Genomic DNA, 17224 nt, shown 5'->3' on the forward strand with positions numbered 1-17224 from the left:
AAGTTTCAGGCGCCAGCAGTCGCTGGCTAGCGATTGACCATCTCTCCGCGTTTGCATTATACAGGGTCCAGTATCCAGTAACGGAGACCGGACGTGCAGCAAAAAGCCTGGCTCGGCATCGACACTGGCGGCACCTTCACGGATCTCGTCCTGGTCGACGCGGCACGCGGCACCCAATGGCTCCACAAGACGCCGACCACGCCCGCCGATGCGTCGCGCGGCATCCTCGACGGCATGGCGGAGATTCTGCGCATCGCCGATCTCGATGCCTCCGAGGTCGCACTCGTATGTCACGGCACGACGCTTGCGACGAACGCCGTCCTGGAGCGCAAATGGGTGCGGACCGGGATGATCACGACTGCGGGCTTTCGCGATGTGATCGAACTCGCCCGCCAGCGCCGGCCGTCCTTTTTCAATCTCGACCTCGAAAAGCCGGCCCCGCCCGCAAGCCGCGATCTCCGCCTGGAGGTGGCCGAACGCATCGCGCCCGATGGAACGGTCGTCACCGCGCTCGACGAGGACGCGGTGCGCGACGCCGTGGCGACGCTCAAGGCGCGTGGCGCGCAGGCGATCTCGGTCTGCTTCCTCCATGCTTATGCCAACCCGGCCCATGAACGGCGGGCCGTCGCGATCGTGCGGGAGATGTGGCCGGACGCCTTCGTCTGCGCCTCGTCGGACATCCTGGCGGAATTTCGCGAGTACGAGCGGTTTTCGACCGCCTCGGTGAATGCCAGCCTGCTGCCGGTCATCGACCGCTATCTCGACCGCTTCGAACGCGGCGTTGCGGGGCTCGGCATCGCGGCACAGCCGACCATCATGCAGTCGAACGGCGGGGCGGTGTCGCCGGCTTCGGTGCGGCGCACGCCGATCAACACGTTCTTTTCCGGCCCGGCCGGCGGGGTGATCGGCGCGGTTGGCCTCGGTGCCGCGGTCGGGGTGAAGGACATCATCACCTTCGACATGGGCGGGACCTCGACCGACGTGGCGCTGATCCGCAATGGCGTGCCGGCCAAGCACAATGTGCGCGAGATGGGCGGATTTCCGGTGCGCACCCGCACCCTCGACATCCACACGATCGGGGCCGGGGGCGGGTCGATCGCCTGGGTCGATCCCGGCGGCTTGCTCAAGGTCGGGCCGCAGAGCGCCGGCGCCATGCCCGGTCCTGCGGCCTATGGCCGAGGGGGCGATCGCCCGACGGTGACGGATGCGAACATCGTCCTCGGCCGCCTCAATCAGAGGGCGTTGCTCCAAGGCCGCATGGCGGTGTTCCCCGATCTCGCCCGCAAGGCGATCGAGGCCCATCTGTGCGCCCCGCTCGACATGGATCTCGTCCGGGCGGCTTCGGGCATCATCGAAATCGTGAATGTCAACATGATGGGCGCCGTGCGCGTCATTTCGGTCGAGCGTGGCGAAGACCCGCGCGACTTCGCCCTGATGCCGTTCGGCGGCGCAGGGCCCCTCCATGCCGCCGATGTCGCCGCGATGATGGGCATGCCGCGGGTATTCGTGCCGCAGCGACCGGGCTTGCTCTCGGCCATGGGCCTGCTCCATGCCGACGCGCGCGGCGACTTCAGCCTCACCCGGCTGGTGCGCGCCGATCCGGCATCGCTCGATGCGCTCAATATCGGCCTCGCCGATCTCGCGGCGCGCGGCGCCGCCTGGCTGGAGCAGGAAGCGGCCGGCGCCCCGGCCGTGTTCGAGTGGCAGGGCGACCTGCGCTATTTCGGCCAGAATTTCGAGCTCGCCTCGGGCTTTCCCTCTGGACATCTCGACGGCGCGGCGCTCGCCGCCATGGTCGCACGCTTCCATGCGGCGCATGCCGCCGCCTACGGCTACGCCATGCCCGACCGGCCGGTGGAGATCGTCAATCTGCGGCTCTCCGTCACCGTGCAGCGGCCGGTGCCGCCGCTCAATGCCGCCGTGCCGCGCGGCGTCAAGCTGCGCGATGCACTGATCGACGAGCGTGACGTCTGGTTCTTCGGCGCCGGCTTCCAGCCGGCCCCGGTCTATGACCGCGACCGCATGCCGGCTGACGTCCGCTTCCACGGCCCCGCCATCGTCGAGCAGATGGACACCACCACAGTCATCCCGCCCGGTGCGACGGTGGACGTCGATCCGGCCGGCAATCTCATGATCGCGATCCCCACCGTTGCCGAAGGACGGGTGCAATGACCGCGTCGCGCGTCGATTCCATCACTGCCGAGGTCGTCTCGCGCCACCTCCTCTCGATCGCCGAGGAGATGGCCGCGACCCTGATCCGCACCTCCTTCTCGCCGAACATCAAGGAGCGTGCGGACTGCTCGACCGCGGTGTTCGACGCCGCGGGGCGGGTGATCGCCCAGGCCCAGCGCGTGCCGATCCATCTCGGCTCGATGATCGGTGCCGTCCATGCCGTCACCGCCCGGTTCGGCGCGGACGAGATCGCCCCCGGCGACATGTTCGTGGCCAACGATCCTTATTCCGGCGGCGGGTCGCACCTGCCGGACATCAACATCATCGCGCCGGTCTTCTGGCAGGGGCGCATCGTCGCTTACGTCGCCAATATCGCCCATCACGCGGACGTCGGCGGCATGGTCCCCGGCAGCGAGGCGGCGGTGTGCCGCTCGATCTTTCAGGAAGGGCTGCGCATCCCGCCGGTGCGCATCATGCGCGGTGGCGAAATCAATCGCGACGTGTTCGACATCATCCTGCTGAATTCCCGCACGGCCGACGAGCGCAACGGCGACCTGCGCGCCCAGTTCGCCTCGAACGTGACCGGAATCCGCGCGGTCGAGGGCTTGTTCGCGCGCTACGGCGAAGACACCGAACCGGCCATCGAAGCCTATGTCGACTTCACCCGCCGCCGCTTCACCGCCGCCATCGGCCGGATCAAGCCCGGCATCTACACGATGGAGGATTTCCTCGACGGCGACGCCCCGGGCGAGACCGCGCGCATCGCTCTGACCCTCACGATCGAAGGCGGGCGCATGGCGCTCGACTTTTCCGGGTCCGCGGCGCAATTGAGCTGGGCGCGCAACATCCCGCACCAGGCGCTGATCGCCACCGTCTATACCGTCGCGAAGAGCCTCCTCGATCCCGATGTACCGGCTAATGCCGGCTATTTCGACACGATCTCGATTCACGCGCCGCAAGGCTGCGTCGTGCAGCCGGTTGCCCCCGCGCCGGTGGGCTGCCGCTCCATCAGTGCCGGCGTCCTGGGTGACGTAATCGCCCTTGCGCTGTCGAAGGCGATGCCCGAGCGCGCGATCGCCGGCAGCGGCCCGCATCATCTGGCGGTCTTCGCCGGACCCGATCCGCGCGACGACGGCTATTTCGTCAATTACGAGACGATTGCCGGCGGCATGGGGGCGCGGCCAAACCGCGACGGCATCGACGCGGTCCGGGTTCATGCTTCGGGCGCTTCGAATCTCCCGGTGGAGGCGTTGGAACACGCTTATCCCCTCCGGATCGAGCGCTACGCCATCCGTGACGGGTCGGGAGGAGCGGGCGAACGGCGCGGCGGCGCGGGCGTGATCCGCGAATATCGCGCCCTCGCCGAGGGCATCACCGTGAGCCTTTCTGCCGAGCGCCAGACCGTTCTCGCGCCCGGTCTCGCTGGCGGCATGCCTGGCGCGGCCGGCGTCTTCGTGCTGGATCCGGGCACGCCCCGCGAGCGGGTTCTGGGCGCCGCGGAGGCCGATGTTGCGCTGCCGCCGGATTCCGTTCTCTCGATCCGCACCCCGGGCGGCGGCGGCTATGGGCCGCCGGAGCGGCGCCCGCAGGCGGCGCTGGACAAAGACAGGCGCGAGGATCGGGCCCCGCCTGCGGCCGAATTCTCCCCTGGCGATCTGCCGCGCACGGAGACTGCCGCATGAACTCGTCCGCCTCCGCCGATCCGTTCGCCGCGCGGCGCGCCGCCTTCCCCGGGACCGAGCGCCACATCTATCTCGACGTGGCCGCGCGTGGTCTCATCTCCGTGGGGGTGCGCGGCGCGATCGACAGCTATCTCGACCACCGCATGATGGAGGGTGGCGATAAAGCGTGGATGTTCTCGCTCGCAGAGGAGAGCCGCCAGCGCTTTGCCGGCCTGATCGGCGCCGATGCCGACGAGGTGAGCCTCACCAAGAACGTCTCGGAGGGCATCAATGCCTTCGGCACCGCGCTGCCCTGGCAGGCCGGCGACAATGTCGTGGTCTGCCAGGCCCTGGAGCATCCCGCCAACATCTTCCCATGGCAGAATCTCGCGCTTCAGCGTGGCATCGCGGTCAAGGTGGTGCCCCCGGTCGGCGGCCGGGTGCCGCTCGACCGGGTGATCGCGGCGATCGATGCGCGGACTCGGCTGGTCACGGTCTCCAGCGTCTCCTTCGCCCCCGGCTTCCGTTTCCCGTTGGCTGAGCTCACGCGCCAGTGCCGGCCGCGCGGCGTGCGGGTCCTGGTGGATGCCGCCCAGTCGGTCGGCATTCTCGAGACCGACGTGCGGGCGCTGGACGTGGACGCGCTCGCCGCGTCGACCCAGAAGGGCTTGCTGGGGCTGTACGGATCCGGCTTTCTCTATGTGCGCCGGGACGTCGCCGAGGATCTCGCCCCCATTTACCTGTCGCGCCCCGGCGTGCGCATCGCCGCCGAGCACGAGGCCGCGGCCGGAACGCCCGACGCCTTCGCTTATGCCTTCGGCGCCCGTCGTTTCGATGTCGGAAATTTCAATTTCGTTGGCGCGGTCGCAGTGCGCCAGTCGATCGGGGAGATCGGGGCGATCGGCACCCGCGCGATCGAGGCGCGGGTGTGCGGGCTGGCCCGGCGGCTCGCCGAGGGCCTGCACGAGACCGGCCTGCCGGTGTTCGGCGGTCCTGACTGTCCTGATCAGGCCCACATCGTCGCGATCGGTGAACATCTGAGCGAGGAGCACGACGCCGTCGGCGACGCCTTCCTGCTGGCGCTGAACGCGCGGCTCGAAGCGGCGCATGTGCGCCACACAATCCGCCGCGGCATGCTCCGCCTCTCACTCCATCTCTACAACAATGAGGACGATGTCGACCGGGTGATCGAGGTCGCCCGCAGCTTCATGGCCAGCAAGAGCCGCCGACCCGCGAAGGTCGGCACCTGACACCCGACGGCCGAGGCATCCGTTCGGCCCGAGGAAAGAGAGGAGGATTGACCGGGGAGGCCGCGCCTTGCCGGCCCGCCCAGAGAGATCACACGCCTTCCAACACAGCCGACTCCAGTCTCACAAAAACCAGGGGAAGACAGGATGTTCAGGATCGCACAACGTCTCGGCGGCGCGCTGCTCGTCTCAGCCGCGTGTTTCGCACCCATGGCGTCGCCGGCATTTGCGGAGACGAGCGAAATCCGCATCGTCAAGCAATATGGCCTCGCCTTCCTTCCGCTCATGGTCATGGAGCGGGAGAAGCTGTTCGAAAAGCGGGCGGCTGCGCTCGGCATCGACACCAAGCCGGTCTACATGACCCTCGGCAACAATACGGCGGCCAACGAGGCTTTGATCTCGGGCAGCGTGAACGTCATCACCAACGGACCGCCCGGCTTTCTCACCGTCTGGTCGCGCACCAAGGGCACGCCCTCCGAGGTGAAAGGCATCGCCTCGCTGCTCAGTCAGTCGAGCTGGCTCAATACCCGCAATCCCGACGTCAAGACGATCAAGGACTTCACCGAGAAGGACCGGATCGCCTTGTCGGCGGTGAAGATCTCGATCCCGGCGATCATTCTTCAGATGGCGGCGGCCAAGGAATGGGGCCAGAGCGAATATAAGAAGCTCGACCCGCTGACCGTGTCCTTGCCGCATCCCGACGGCATGAGCGCGCTTTTGTCCGGAAAGACCGAGATCACTGCGCATTTCACCTCGCCGCCGTTCCAGAACATCGAGGTCAAGACGCCGGGGGTGCACACCGTCCTCACATCGGAGGAAGTGATGGGCGGACCGTCGACCTGGTCGATCCTGTTCAGCACCGTGAAGTTCAAGGAAGAAAACCCGAAGACCATGCAGGCCTTCGTCGAGGGGCTGGCCGATGCGCAGGCCCTCATCAATGCCGACAAGTCCAAGGCCGCCGACATCTATCTCTCCTTCGCCAAGGAAGGCGGGGCGAAGAAGGAGGATATCGTGGCGCTGCTCAGCGATCCCGGCACCAATTATACGATGACGCCGCAGAAGATCATGAAATACGCCGAGTTCCTGAAGACCGTCGGATCGCTGAAGGTGATCCCCGCGACGTGGAACGAGCCGTTCTTCGAATACGTCCAGACCCTTCCCGGCGACTGACGGCGTCCTCCGGCGCCGGCGGAGGTCGATCTGCTGCGCCCTGCGCGAAAAGCTCCGGGAGAGGCGTCGGCCTCTCCCGTCCCCAAGCATGGAAGGATCGCGCGATGACCGCTTCGTCGTCCCTCGAGCTTGTGCAGGTCCGCGACGTGACGCTGCAATACAAGACGCCGGACCATCTCGTGACAGCGACCTACAAGGTGTCCTGCACCGTGGAGCAGGGCGATCGCTATGTCATTCTCGGCCCGTCGGGCTGCGGCAAGTCCACCCTGCTGAAGGCGGTGGGGGGCTTCATCAAGCCCGTGGGCGGCACGATCGTGGTCAATGGCCGCGAAGTGCGCGAGCCGGGGCCGGACCGGATGATGGTGTTCCAGGAATTCGAGCAGCTCATGCCCTGGAAGACCGTGCTGCAGAACGTCATGTTTCCGATGCAGGCAACGGGAAAGTACTGGAAGTCCGAGACCCGCGAGCGCGCTTTGGCGGCGATCGACAAGGTCAACCTCACCAAATTCAAGGACGTCTATCCCCACATGCTGTCCGGCGGCATGAAGATGCGGGTCGCGATCGCGCGCGCCATGGCGCTCGAGCCCGACGTCCTGCTGATGGACGAGCCCTTCGCCGCGCTCGACGCCCTGACTCGCCGCAAGATGCAGGAGGAACTGCTCGCGCTGTGGGATCAACTGCGCTTCACGGTCCTGTTCGTCACCCATTCCATCGAGGAGGCGATCGTCGTCGGTTCGCGGATCCTCATCCTCTCGCCCCATCCCGGCCGCGTGCGGGCCGAGCTGGAGGCGGGCGATCTGTCCTATGCCGATCTCGACAGCCCGGCCTTCGGGGCGCTCGCCAAGCGCATCCACACGCTTCTGTTCGAGGCGCCGGCGCCCGGCACCTCTTCCGAGGGCGCCCGCCCGCTCGCCGCCGCCAGCTGAGGGTCCGCCATGTCCGTCACCCACACCCTGTCCCCCGCCTCCACCCCCGCTCCGGCAAAGCCCAAGGCGCCGCGCCCGCGCGCGGATTTCGAATGCGCCCTCGCCGACGCCAGCGGAATCGGGGAGGTCCAGCGCCGCCTCTCGCTGCCGGAGCGGCTCGCCAATAACGATGCTGTGCGCCGCGCCGCCGTGCTGGTCCTGCTGCTGGTGATCTGGGAGGTCTATGCCCGTTGGGCCGACAATCCGCTGCTCTTTCCCACCTTCAGCCTGACCCTCGAGACTTTCCTGCACGATCTTCTCGATGGCACCTTGATCGACCGGACCCGCACCTCGCTCTATCCGCTCGCACTCGGCTATGCCGGGGGTATCGCGCTGGCTGCGCTGTTCACCTCGCTCGCGGTCTCCTCGCGCATCGGCGCCGACATTCTCACGACCCTGACCGCGATGTTCAATCCGCTTCCCGCCATCGCGGTGCTGCCCTTGGCCTTGATCTGGTTCGGCCTCGGCGTCCCGTCCCTGGTGTTCGTGATCATCCATTCGGTCTTGTGGGCGGTCTCGCTCTCGACCCTGACCGGGTTCCGCTCGGTGCCCGAGACGCTGCGCCTGTCGGGGCGCAATTGCGGGCTGAAGGGGGTGCGCTACGTCGCGCTCATCCTGATCCCGGCCGCCTTCCCGGCGATCCTCGCCGGGCTGAAGATCGGCTGGGCCTTCGCATGGCGCACTTTGGTCGCGGCCGAACTGGTGTTCGGCGTTTCGTCCCGGTCCGGCGGCCTCGGCTGGTACATCTTCGAGGCCCGCGCCGAACTCGACACCCCGAAGGTCTTCGCCGGACTGTTCACCGTCATCCTGATCGGACTTCTGGTCGAATCCGTCATCTTCCGCGTCATCGAAGCGAAGACGGTTCAGAAATGGGGCATGCAGCGCTGAGTGTGGTGGGCGGCCGTCAGGCGCCCGCCGCCGCGGGGACGGGCTGGGTGGCCCGCTCGAAGATCGTGCTCATGTCTTCCGCGGTGTTGAACAGATGCTGCTCCATGGCGCGGGCCGCGCCGTCATAGTCGCCGGCTTCGAGCGCGGCGACGATGGCGAGATGGTAGGACTGGCTGCGGCCGAGATGCTCCGCATACATCCCGCTCAGGCTGTCGCTCTGCTCGATCAGGGTGCGCAGCGTGGAGCGCGCGAACAGGATCAGGCGGCGGATGTTCTCCAGCAGCAGCAGGAGATAGGTGTTGCCGCTCGCCGTGGTGAGGCGCTGGTGAAACTCGGTGTTGAACTGGAAGGCGCTGCGGAAATCCTGCGCGTCGAGCGCCGTCTGGGTCTTCTCGACCAAGGCTGCGAGGGCGGCGAGTTCGCGGGGCTTCAGATGCCCGGCGAGATCCCTGACCGCGAGCGCCTCCAGCACGGCGCGGCAGCGGTAGAGCGCCCGCAATTCGGTCGGGCTGATGCGCTTCAGCACGTAGCGGCCGTGCCCCACGGGCTCCAGGACGCCGTCCTTCTGGAGCTTGCGCAGCGCTTCGCGCACCGGAGTCCGGCTGACCTCCAGCTTCTCGGCCCACTCGACGTCTCGCAGCCGCGTGCCGGCGACGATCTCCAGAGCGAGAATTTTCTCCCACAGGATCTCGTAGATCTGATCGTACAAAGGCTCGGTGCGGACCAGACTCGGCATGTGGCGCTCGTTCCCTCATAGGGCAAGGAGCAGCCGGCCGCGCCGCCTCGCCATCCCGGCCGCTTCGGCCGCCTTTATCCTCTTTCGTCCGCCGGCCCTGCGGCGCGCCCCCGGCGGATCGCCGGCGGGTCTTAACCGCGCGTCCGGCCGCCGAAGGCCTCCACACCGTATGCGTCACTCCGGCCCGTCACGCAATCTGGCGCAAGGGCCGCGGCGCCGCGCGCCGGTCGTGCGATAGGCTGCGCAGCAAGCTGCCGCAATCGGTGATTCCGGGATCGATGCCGAGGGCGTCATAAGCGAGCCAGGCGCTGGCCTGGTTGGCGGAATAGACCGGCTTGCCGAGGTCGCGTTCCAGCATGTCCACCACTTCCAGCGCGCGCAATTGCGTGCAGGCGACGAAGACGGCGGTGGAGTCCGTGGTGACCGTCTCCTTCACGCGGCGATAGATCTCGTCCGGGCGGATCTTGGCATGGTCGAACATGTCGATCATGTCGAAGGTCGCGAGATTCGTGACTTCGATGCCGAAGCCGCGCAGAAACTGCTTCAGCCGTTCGTTCGTGAGTTCGACATAAGGCGTGACGACGTCCACCTTGGTATGGCCGTTCTGCATCAGGCACTCGGCCATCGCGCCCGCGGTCGTGACGGTGGGCGCGCCGGTGATCTTGGTGAGTTCCTCGCAGATCATGCGGTTCCAGCCCGGCCCCTCGAAGAAGCTGCCGGAGGTGCAGCCATAGACCACCACGCCGGGCTCCGTATTGGCGACGCGGGCGGCGGCGGCGCGCGATTCCTTCTCCATGCCGCGCAATTCCTCCGGCGTGCCGTGCCGGCCGCCGGCGATCCGGGCCGTGCTGATCGAGACGCCTTCGGGCGCGATGCGCCAAAATTCCGGTTCCATGGTGTTGTTGATGGAGGGCACCAGAAGCCCGATCCGTCCGCGCCAGCCGTACATGCCGTCCTCCGTAGATGCGATGTGCCAGGTCAGTTCGGGAAATCGCGCGCCAGCACCGCACTGTCGGGCAGATCTTCGAGCGCCAGCAGGCGCTCCGCGAACGGGCGCGCCGCTGCGGCGCCGAGGCCGAGGCCGAAGGCGGCGCACCCCTCGAACTTGCCGACGATGTCCGCCTCGCTGAGGGGAGCGTCCGGGCTGCCGGGAATGATCCGGCTCGCCACCGTCTGCACGCTGCCGTCGGTGCGGGTGACGGTGATGCGGGCCGGTGCCATGTCGGTCGCCGCCTCGCCGGGATCGACGATCGCGACCACCTTCTCCGCGAGCGTGGCGATCGCGGGATCGGTGATGGCGGGACGGGTGAAGGTCGCGAGATCGACCTTGCCGTCGGTCAAGGCGCGGGCGAACGTGTAGGCGACGTTGAACTGGGCGTGGACGACGGAATCCCGTTTCGCTTCGTAGGGCTGCCCGACCGTCTGGTGGTTCACTTTGCCGAGGGCGATCTCCACCGCCGCGATCTCCTCCGGGCGTACGCCGAGGCGCCGCAGCTCGAAGCCGAGGCCGATCGCCGTGTGGGTGCAGCGGCAGCAGGGAAACGGCTTGAAGGAATAGTCCCGCAGCCGCCATTCCTCGCCGAGCCCGTCCATCAGGTCGCCGATCCGCACTTCGCCGCGCTCCAGGAACGGGAAGAGGCCCGCCTCGCCCTCCAGCGGACGGAATGGGCCGGTGACGCCGTCTTTGGCCAGGAAAGCGGCCGTCACCGCGCCGCGCGCGGCGAAGCCGGCGCCGAGGCGCTTGGCGAGCACGCCGTCATGCATCGGCTGCGCCGTGCCGCTCGCCTGGTGCAGCGCGAGGCCGAGCGCGTTGAGCAGGCCCGTGCCGTCGAGCCCGAGCAGGCTGCCGGCCCCGAGCGCCCCGGCCAGGACGCCGAGCACCATGGTGGGATGCCAGCCCTTGCCGAGGCAATTGTAGGCGGCAAGGCCGAGCCTGGCATGCAGTTCCGCGCCGATCGCGAGGGCGAGGATCAGGCGCTTGCCGTCCACGCCGCCGATATCCTCTGCCGTGGCGAGCATGGTCGGCAGCATCACGCAGAAGGTGTGAACACGCGCGGGATCGTGGATGTCGTCGAAATCGAGCGCATGGGCACAGGCCCCGTTGACCAGAGCGGCATGCGGCGGCGACAGCCGGTTCTTGCCGATCAAGGCGGTCGCGCTGCCGTCCGTCTCCCAGCGGGCGAACCGGCCGCGCACCTCCGCGATTCCCGGCGCACGCGCCGCGCCGGCGATCACCCCGAACGTATCGACCAGGAACAGTTTGACCGTGCGCACGACGTCCGGCGGGAGGTCTTCGTAGCGCCAGGTCGCGATCTCGGCGCAGAGGCGGGCGCTGAGCCCTTCGCTGTCGTCGATCGGGTCGGGGGCCAGGGCCAGCTTCATCGCCATGACGATCTCCAAAGGTTAGCGCGGGGGAGCCGCGATCATGTCCGCTATATCCTGGGCCGCCTTGAGGCCGCTGCCGGTGAGCACCAGAACGACGGTCTCGCTGGGCCCGATGCGTCCGTCCGCCAGAAGCATCTCGAGACCGGCCGCGCCTGCCGCCGAGGTCGGCTCGACGAATAGGCCGGCCGCCAAGAGCCTGCGCAGGCCGTCCGCGATCTCCGCCTCGGACACGCGCACCAACCCGCCGCCGCTGTCGCGCAGCGCGGCCAGGACCTCCGCCGTGCGGACCGGCTTCTGGGAGGCGATTCCCCCGGCGATCGTCGGCCGTGGCGCAAAGGCGACGGGATGGTCGGCGCCGGCATCCAGCGCGGCGCCGAAGGCCGAGCAATTGGCGGCCTGCACGCCGTAGATCCGCGGCATGTGAGCGATTTCGCCCCTGCGCATCAGTTCGGCGAAGCCGATGCGCAGGCCGAGCACGTTGCTGCCATAGCCGAGCGGTACGACCACCGCATCGGGCACCGTAAAGCCGCTCTGCTCCCACAACTCGAAAGCCAGCGTTTTGGTGCCCTCGAGGAAGAAGGGTTGCCAATTGTGGCTGGAGTAGAAGGTTCCCTCCGCTTCGCGGAGCGCCTGGTCGGCGACATCCTGGCGGGTGCCGGCGACAGGCACGACCTCGGCGCCCATGGCCCGCATCTGCACCAGCTTTCCCGGTGGGGCCGAAGCCGGGACGAGGATGCGGCAGGCCATGCCGCAGGCGGCCGCGTAAGCCGCCATCGAGGCCCCCGCATTTCCCGAGGAATCCTCCAGGATGCGCGCGACGCCGACGCTGCGCAGATAGCTCATCAGCACCGTCATGCCGCGATCCTTGAAGGAGCCGGTCGGGGCGAGGAATTCGAGCTTCATCGCCACTTCGCGGCCGGCGAACCGCGTCGTCACCAAAGGCGTGAAGCCCTCGCCGAGGGTGACGCGATATGCGGCGTCGACCCGGATCGCGGCGGCATAGCGCCAGAGCGAGTTCTCTTCGCCGACGATCTCGCCGCGCGCGAGGCCATGTCCGGCAGACAAACCGAGCGGCCCTCCATCCGGAGCACGCCAGAGGGGGCGGTCGACTGGAAACGTCGTGCTGTCCGTCGCGACATAGTGGGCGTCCGGTGTCGCGTCGGGTGGCCTGTTCAAGGCAGAAAACATGAGGGCAGCGCGGTCGGAAGCAGGGGTCTCGATGTTAAGTATCCAGGATCCAGGATGTCAATATCGGGTGGAATTATTCGGCGGGGCCGGATGCCGGCGCGTCAAAGCTCTGCGAGAAATCCGGTTTCCCCGATTGCCCGCTTGGTCTGCCGGATCACGGCGGCGATGTTCGCGCCCGTCGCCTCCAGCCGGTAGGCCGCATACATTATCTCCGATCCAACCGGCGGATGGGCGTCGAGGATACGCAGCTTTCCGTCGGCGTTCTCGGCCTCGATCAGCGGGAGAGGCAGGATGCCGATGCCGATGCCGCGCTTGATCAGTTGGGCGATCGCATAGACGCTGTTGCAGGGAATGAGGCGGGTCGGCTCGGCGCCCCCGCTTCGGAACCAGCGCGTCACGCTGGTCTCCGGCGAGGCGTGCGGCGGGATGGTGAGGATCGGCGTGTCGCGGATGTCGTGTGCCGTCAGAGGCAGTTTCAGATTGACCCCGAGTCCGCCCACCCAACGGCGTTCGAGATAGCCGAGCGGCACCATCTGGAGATGCTGAGCGGTCACCGGATCGATGACGAAGCCGAGATCGATGCGCCGCTCCTTGGTATCCTCCACAAGGTCCGCGCTGGTGGAAATGTGCAATTCGATCCGAAGATAGGGGTGGGCGGCGCCCAGACCGGCGAGCAAAGCCGGGAGACAGCGCACGGCGAACACTTCCGGCATGCCGATCCGGAGGGTGCCGCGCACCGGAGCCTCCGACCTCGCGAGATTTTGGATGCGCTCGGCTTCCCCGAGCATCAGGAAGGCGCGCTCCATCAGTTCGGTGCCGTCGTCCGTCAGGCTCATCCCGCTGCGGGAGCGGACGAACAACGTCGTTGCGAGCGCGGTTTCCAGTTCGCGGATGCGCAGCGAGACGGAGGGCTGGGAGAGGTTCAGATGCAGTGCGGCATCGCGCACGGTGCCTTGTTTGGCGACCCAATAAAATGCTTCCAGCTGCGCGAGCGTAAACCGCATCGATTGTATTTTCCTATCTCAACCCTTCAAATATTCAAATTAGATTTGAAAATTCTTTCGTCTAGGATTCCGTCGCTGGCGCCAAGGCATCCTTTCAACCGCCGGTGACGCGCCAAGATACGGGCACGAGGACGGAAACCCATGGCATCCGCCGGCACGAGCGACCTCGCCCAGAAGTCCGTGTCCGATGCTCTGCGCGCGACGGTGCGACGCGAGCTTCAGCCCGAGCTCGACGAAATCGGCAGCGAAACCTTGCGCGATCAGGTGGTCGAAGCCTGGGCCGTCGCCATTGCCCACACCTCTTTCACCTGCATCGGCGATCTGCGCGCTTCCGGCATGTGGCACAGCGACCGGCTGATCCGCGGCACGCAGGCCGATCACTTGCGCGGCGTGGCGGCCATCGCGCTTCAGATTGCGGCCGTGCTGAAACGGCAATTCCCCGAGCTTCCCGTGGATCGGGACATCCTGGTGGCGGGGGCGCTGTGCCACGATGTCGGCAAGCCCTACGAATACGATCCGGAGAAGCGGGCGCAGCGCAAGGCGCAGCCCAGCAGAGCCGGCTGGCCGCTCTTCCGCCATCCGCCCTACGGCATGCATGTCTGCCTCACCGTCGGTCTTCCCGACGAGGTCGCACAGATCGCACTCGGCCATTCCTACGAAGGCGAAGTTCTGGCCCGCAGCCCAGAATGCACGATCGTGCACTATGCCGACAAATCCTATTGGCAGACCCTGCGGATCAGCGGGCTCATGATCGACGACTATACGGATGAGGTCGGGGCGTGAGGCGGCGGCTTTCGGTGCGGTCGGCGGTCCGATCCGGGCCTCGTTCGCCGCAGCGGATGGCGAAATCAGCCGGTTGGTGGACATATGGCGGGCGAGCCACTGGTTTGAACGGGACAGCGCATGTTGCAGGATTTCACCGATCGTCATAGCGACCTGCCGGATTGCATCGACGGCCTCCAGACGCCGTGCCTGCTTCTCGACGAGGGGCGCCTCGATGCCAATGTCGCGCGCATGCGCGCGCACCTCGACGCCTGCAACGTCGCTTTCCGGCCGCATCTGAAGACCGCAAAATCCCTCGACGTGACACAGCGCGTTCTGCCGCATCCGTCCGGCCCCGCGACCGTCTCGACCCTCAAGGAGGCCGAGATATTCGCCAAGGCGGGGGTGAAGGACATGATCTATGCCGTCGGCATCGCCCCTGCCAAGCTGCCCCGTGTGCTTGCCCTGCGGCGGGCCGGCATCGACCTCGCCATCCTCGCAGATTGCCGCGTTCAGGCCGAAGCCATCGCGGCGGCATCGGCGGACGGCCCCCCACTCCCGACCTTGATCGAGATCGATTGCGACGGCCATCGCTCGGGCCTCGTGCCGGAGGATGCTGCGGAGATCGTCGCCGTCGGGCGGATCCTTGATGCGGCGGGGGCGCTGCGCGGCGTCCTGACCCATGCCGGCGGCAGCTATGGCGATCGCACGCCGGACGCATGCGCCGCGAGCGCCGCGCGCGAGCGTGCGGGGGCGGTGGCGGCGGCCGAGCACCTGCGGGGAGCTGGCCTTCCCTGCCCGGTGGTGAGCGTCGGCTCGACCCCCACCGCCGCATCCGGCGCGGATTTCGCCGGCATCACCGAGGTGCGCGCCGGTGTCTTCATGTTCTTCGATCTGGTCCAGGCCGGAATCGGGGTCTGCACCACCGACGACATCGCGCTGTCGGTGTTGACCAGCGTGATCGGCCACCGCAGGGACAAAGGCTGGATCATCGTCGATGCCGGCTGGATGGCGATGTCGCGCGATCTCGGCACCGCCGACCAGCCGGTGAATCAGTTCTACGGCCTCGTCTGCGGTCCCGACGGCGTGCCGATCCCCGACCTCGTCATGGTCGCCGCCAATCAGGAGCACGGCATCCTTGCCTGCCGGCCCGGCCGCCCGACCGCGCTCCCGGACCTCCCGGTCGGTGCGCGGCTCCGCATTCTTCCGAACCACGCCTGCGCGACCGCCGCGCAGCATGACGGATATGTCGTGGTGCGCGCCGGCTCCGACCGCATCCATGGCTATTGGCCGCGCTTCGGAGGATGGTGAGCACCATGTCCGACCCCGACATTCTCCCGGTCCTGACAGCGGGCGCCCCGGCCCCCGGCGGTCATTACACGCAGGCCATCGTCCATGGCGGCCTGGTCTATGTCTCCGGCCAGCTTCCAACGGTCGTCGGCGCCCCGCACGATCCCGGGGCGCCGTTCGAGACCCAACTGCGCCGCGTCCTCGCCAATCTGGACGCCATCCTCGCCGCGTCGGGCTCGGGTCCGGACCGGTTGCTGAAGGTCACCGCCTATATCGTCGGCGGCGCCAATTGGCCGGCCTTCAACCGCCTCTATGCCGAGCATCTCGGCGAGACCCGGCCCGCGCGGTCCGTGGTCCCGGTTCCGGAACTGCATTACGGCTATCTCGTCGAGATCGATGCAATCGCCGCGCAGCGTCCCGCGAGCCCGTCCGGCACGGAACCGACCGCCTGATCGGGCCGCCCCGCCGCGCGCCGATCCGAAGCGGCACCGGCGGCGCCTCGTCGGGCGGCATGACCGCCCGGTAGGAAGAGGCTATGCTGCGTTGAGGATCCGACCGGGGCCGGCGCACCCGATCGGTCGTTCGCCTCGCACGGTGGACGATGGGATGCCTGCTGCGGCGCGGGTTCCCAGCGGGCGCGCGGATCCGGACCATGTGGCTCGACGCCTTCGCTCCCCTGCATGACGGACCCGCCGGCGCCGCGGCTTCGGCATTCCGTCCGTTCGGCATCCGTTCGGTCGCGATGGGCGGACGCCGCGTTCCGGTGGTGGAGGACGTGCCGGCGCACCTGTCCTTCGCCCGTCTGCGTCGTTTCCGCGGCGCCGGGCCGGACCGCAGCGTTCTCGTCGTCGCCCCTTTGGCGGGGAGCTTCCCGGTGCTGATGCGCGACCTCGTGGTCGGCCTGCTCCGCCACGCCGCCTGCGTCGCCGTGACCGAATGGCCGGACGCGCGCCATGTGCCCGCAGCTCTGGGGCGCTTCGGTTTCGACGAGAATTGCCTCGAGGTCGCGCAGATGACCCGGGCGCTCGGTCCGGGGGCGCACGTCGTCGGCGTCTGTCAGGGCGTCATTCCCGCGCTCGCGGCGAGCGCGCTCCTGGCGGAGGAGGGGGTAGCGCCGCTCAGCCTCGCTTTGCTCGGCGGGCCGGTCGATCCCTTGCGCGCGCCGACCCGCGTCGACCGGATCCTGGCGGAGCGGCCGCTCTCCGATCTCGCGGCGGGCCTGACGGATACGGTTCCCGCCGGCTTTCCCGGCGCGGGCCGGCGGGTGCTCCCGCGGCGGCGTCAGATGCAGACCTTCGGCTTTTATCTCTGGCGGCAGGCGCTGTCGGGCGGCGAACTGCCGATCAAGCTCATTGCGGACGACGGTGAGGACCCGTTTTCCTATCCGCTCGCGCGGCTGTGCTGGGACATGATGGACATCCCGGCGGAATTCTTCCTGGAGACCGTCGAGCGGGTCTTCAAGGCGCGGGCGCTGCCGTCCGGCACCCTGGAGGTCGCCGGGCGGCGGGTGCGGTTCGACGCGCTCGTGCGCACCGCGCTGCTCACCGCCGAGGCCGAGAAGGACGACATCGCCGCGCCGGGCCAGACCGTGGCGGCGCACGATCTCTGCCGCGCGGTGCCGCACGATCTGCGCCGTCGGCTACTCGTGCCAGCCGCCGGGCATTTCTCGCTGTTTCATGGCGGGCGGATGCGGGAGACGGTGCTTCCCGGCTGCGTCCGCCTGATGGAGATGGCGGAGCACAGGCTCGGGTGAAGG

The 17224-nt window shown here is 68.0% G+C and carries 15 protein-coding genes; 10 read left to right on the forward strand and 5 right to left on the reverse strand.

The features are described 5' to 3' along the window. The first annotated feature begins 93 nt into the window (after positions 1-93). The 6 genes from EDC64_RS05490 to EDC64_RS05515 all read left to right on the forward strand — a co-directional run bounded on the left by EDC64_RS05490 (position 94) and on the right by EDC64_RS05515 (position 8103). Positions 94-2172 (forward strand): hydantoinase/oxoprolinase family protein, encoded by a 2079-nt coding sequence (locus EDC64_RS05490; RefSeq protein WP_132030246.1) that lies wholly within the window; start codon positions 94-96, stop codon positions 2170-2172. Next, the gene (locus EDC64_RS05495) at positions 2169-3854 is read left to right on the forward strand and encodes a hydantoinase B/oxoprolinase family protein (RefSeq protein ID WP_132030247.1); all 1686 of its coding nucleotides are present in this window, start codon (positions 2169-2171) and stop codon (positions 3852-3854) included. The genes EDC64_RS05490 and EDC64_RS05495 overlap by 4 nt, the downstream gene beginning before the upstream one ends. Further along, complete coding sequence (locus tag EDC64_RS05500; RefSeq protein ID WP_132030248.1) at positions 3851-5083, forward strand: aminotransferase class V-fold PLP-dependent enzyme; 1233 nt, start codon at positions 3851-3853, stop codon at positions 5081-5083. The genes EDC64_RS05495 and EDC64_RS05500 overlap by 4 nt, the downstream gene beginning before the upstream one ends. A gap of 144 nt (positions 5084-5227) precedes the next feature. Further along, positions 5228-6250: an ABC transporter substrate-binding protein gene (locus EDC64_RS05505; RefSeq protein WP_132030249.1), complete on the forward strand. Its 1023-nt coding sequence runs from the start codon at positions 5228-5230 to the stop codon at positions 6248-6250. A 104-nt stretch (positions 6251-6354) separates the two neighbouring features. Further along, positions 6355-7176, forward strand: a complete 822-nt coding sequence (locus EDC64_RS05510; RefSeq protein WP_132030250.1) for an ABC transporter ATP-binding protein — start codon at positions 6355-6357, stop codon at positions 7174-7176. A 9-nt stretch (positions 7177-7185) separates the two neighbouring features. Next, entirely contained in the window at positions 7186-8103 is a 918-nt protein-coding gene (locus EDC64_RS05515) for an ABC transporter permease (protein ID WP_132030251.1), read from the forward strand. A gap of 16 nt (positions 8104-8119) precedes the next feature. Here the strand turns inward: EDC64_RS05515 and EDC64_RS05520 are convergent, their stop codons facing one another. The 5 genes from EDC64_RS05520 to EDC64_RS05540 form a co-directional block, all read right to left on the reverse strand. After that, positions 8120-8839 carry a GntR family transcriptional regulator gene (locus EDC64_RS05520; protein WP_132030252.1) on the reverse strand — a complete coding sequence of 240 codons (720 nt, stop codon included), beginning with the start codon at positions 8837-8839 and terminating at the stop codon, positions 8120-8122. A gap of 187 nt (positions 8840-9026) precedes the next feature. After that, positions 9027-9788 (reverse strand): maleate cis-trans isomerase family protein, encoded by a 762-nt coding sequence (locus EDC64_RS05525; RefSeq protein ID WP_132030253.1) that lies wholly within the window; start codon positions 9786-9788, stop codon positions 9027-9029. Between the two features lie 29 nt (positions 9789-9817). Further along, positions 9818-11227, reverse strand: a complete 1410-nt coding sequence (locus EDC64_RS05530; protein WP_132030254.1) for an MmgE/PrpD family protein — start codon at positions 11225-11227, stop codon at positions 9818-9820. A 15-nt stretch (positions 11228-11242) separates the two neighbouring features. After that, a complete protein-coding gene (locus EDC64_RS05535) occupies positions 11243-12289 on the reverse strand; it encodes a threonine synthase (RefSeq protein WP_245504548.1) in 1047 nt (348 codons plus the stop codon). 224 nt (positions 12290-12513) lie between these two features. Then, a complete protein-coding gene (locus EDC64_RS05540; protein ID WP_132030256.1) occupies positions 12514-13416 on the reverse strand; it encodes a LysR family transcriptional regulator in 903 nt (300 codons plus the stop codon). Positions 13417-13557: 141 nt separating this feature from the next. Here EDC64_RS05540 and EDC64_RS05545 point away from each other — a divergent pair, with 141 nt between their 5' ends. The 4 genes from EDC64_RS05545 (at position 13558) to EDC64_RS05560 (ending at position 17221) form a co-directional block, all read left to right on the forward strand. Next, positions 13558-14199 (forward strand): HD domain-containing protein, encoded by a 642-nt coding sequence (locus EDC64_RS05545; RefSeq protein ID WP_132030257.1) that lies wholly within the window; start codon positions 13558-13560, stop codon positions 14197-14199. 120 nt (positions 14200-14319) lie between these two features. Beyond that, positions 14320-15489 carry an alanine racemase gene (locus tag EDC64_RS05550; RefSeq protein ID WP_132030258.1) on the forward strand — a complete coding sequence of 390 codons (1170 nt, stop codon included), beginning with the start codon at positions 14320-14322 and terminating at the stop codon, positions 15487-15489. Between the two features lie 5 nt (positions 15490-15494). Next, complete coding sequence (locus EDC64_RS05555) at positions 15495-15920, forward strand: RidA family protein (RefSeq protein WP_132030259.1); 426 nt, start codon at positions 15495-15497, stop codon at positions 15918-15920. A 200-nt stretch (positions 15921-16120) separates the two neighbouring features. Beyond that, complete coding sequence (locus EDC64_RS05560; protein ID WP_165933648.1) at positions 16121-17221, forward strand: alpha/beta hydrolase family protein; 1101 nt, start codon at positions 16121-16123, stop codon at positions 17219-17221. Positions 17222-17224 lie beyond the last annotated feature (3 nt).

Origin of the sequence: Aquabacter spiritensis, from assembly GCF_004346185.1 — a bacterium.
Lineage (GTDB): Bacteria > Pseudomonadota > Alphaproteobacteria > Rhizobiales > Xanthobacteraceae > Aquabacter > Aquabacter spiritensis.

What these genes read in the sequence shown, in the direction of transcription:
- EDC64_RS05505 (WP_132030249.1), top strand. Translation starts at nt 5,228, where the DNA reads ATGTTCAGGATCGCACAACGTCTCGGCGGCGCGCTGCTCGTCTCAGCC.
- EDC64_RS05510 (WP_132030250.1), top strand. Translation starts at nt 6,355, where the DNA reads ATGACCGCTTCGTCGTCCCTCGAGCTTGTGCAGGTCCGCGACGTGACG.
- EDC64_RS05540 (WP_132030256.1), bottom strand. Translation starts at nt 13,416, where the DNA reads ATGCGGTTTACGCTCGCGCAGCTGGAAGCATTTTATTGGGTCGCCAAA.
- EDC64_RS05530 (WP_132030254.1), bottom strand. Translation starts at nt 11,227, where the DNA reads ATGGCGATGAAGCTGGCCCTGGCCCCCGACCCGATCGACGACAGCGAA.
- EDC64_RS05550 (WP_132030258.1), top strand. Translation starts at nt 14,320, where the DNA reads ATGTTGCAGGATTTCACCGATCGTCATAGCGACCTGCCGGATTGCATC.
- EDC64_RS05555 (WP_132030259.1), top strand. Translation starts at nt 15,495, where the DNA reads ATGTCCGACCCCGACATTCTCCCGGTCCTGACAGCGGGCGCCCCGGCC.
- EDC64_RS05560 (WP_165933648.1), top strand. Translation starts at nt 16,121, where the DNA reads ATGTGGCTCGACGCCTTCGCTCCCCTGCATGACGGACCCGCCGGCGCC.
- EDC64_RS05520 (WP_132030252.1), bottom strand. Translation starts at nt 8,839, where the DNA reads ATGCCGAGTCTGGTCCGCACCGAGCCTTTGTACGATCAGATCTACGAG.
- EDC64_RS05545 (WP_132030257.1), top strand. Translation starts at nt 13,558, where the DNA reads ATGGCATCCGCCGGCACGAGCGACCTCGCCCAGAAGTCCGTGTCCGAT.
- EDC64_RS05495 (WP_132030247.1), top strand. Translation starts at nt 2,169, where the DNA reads ATGACCGCGTCGCGCGTCGATTCCATCACTGCCGAGGTCGTCTCGCGC.
- EDC64_RS05515 (WP_132030251.1), top strand. Translation starts at nt 7,186, where the DNA reads ATGTCCGTCACCCACACCCTGTCCCCCGCCTCCACCCCCGCTCCGGCA.
- EDC64_RS05500 (WP_132030248.1), top strand. Translation starts at nt 3,851, where the DNA reads ATGAACTCGTCCGCCTCCGCCGATCCGTTCGCCGCGCGGCGCGCCGCC.
- EDC64_RS05525 (WP_132030253.1), bottom strand. Translation starts at nt 9,788, where the DNA reads ATGTACGGCTGGCGCGGACGGATCGGGCTTCTGGTGCCCTCCATCAAC.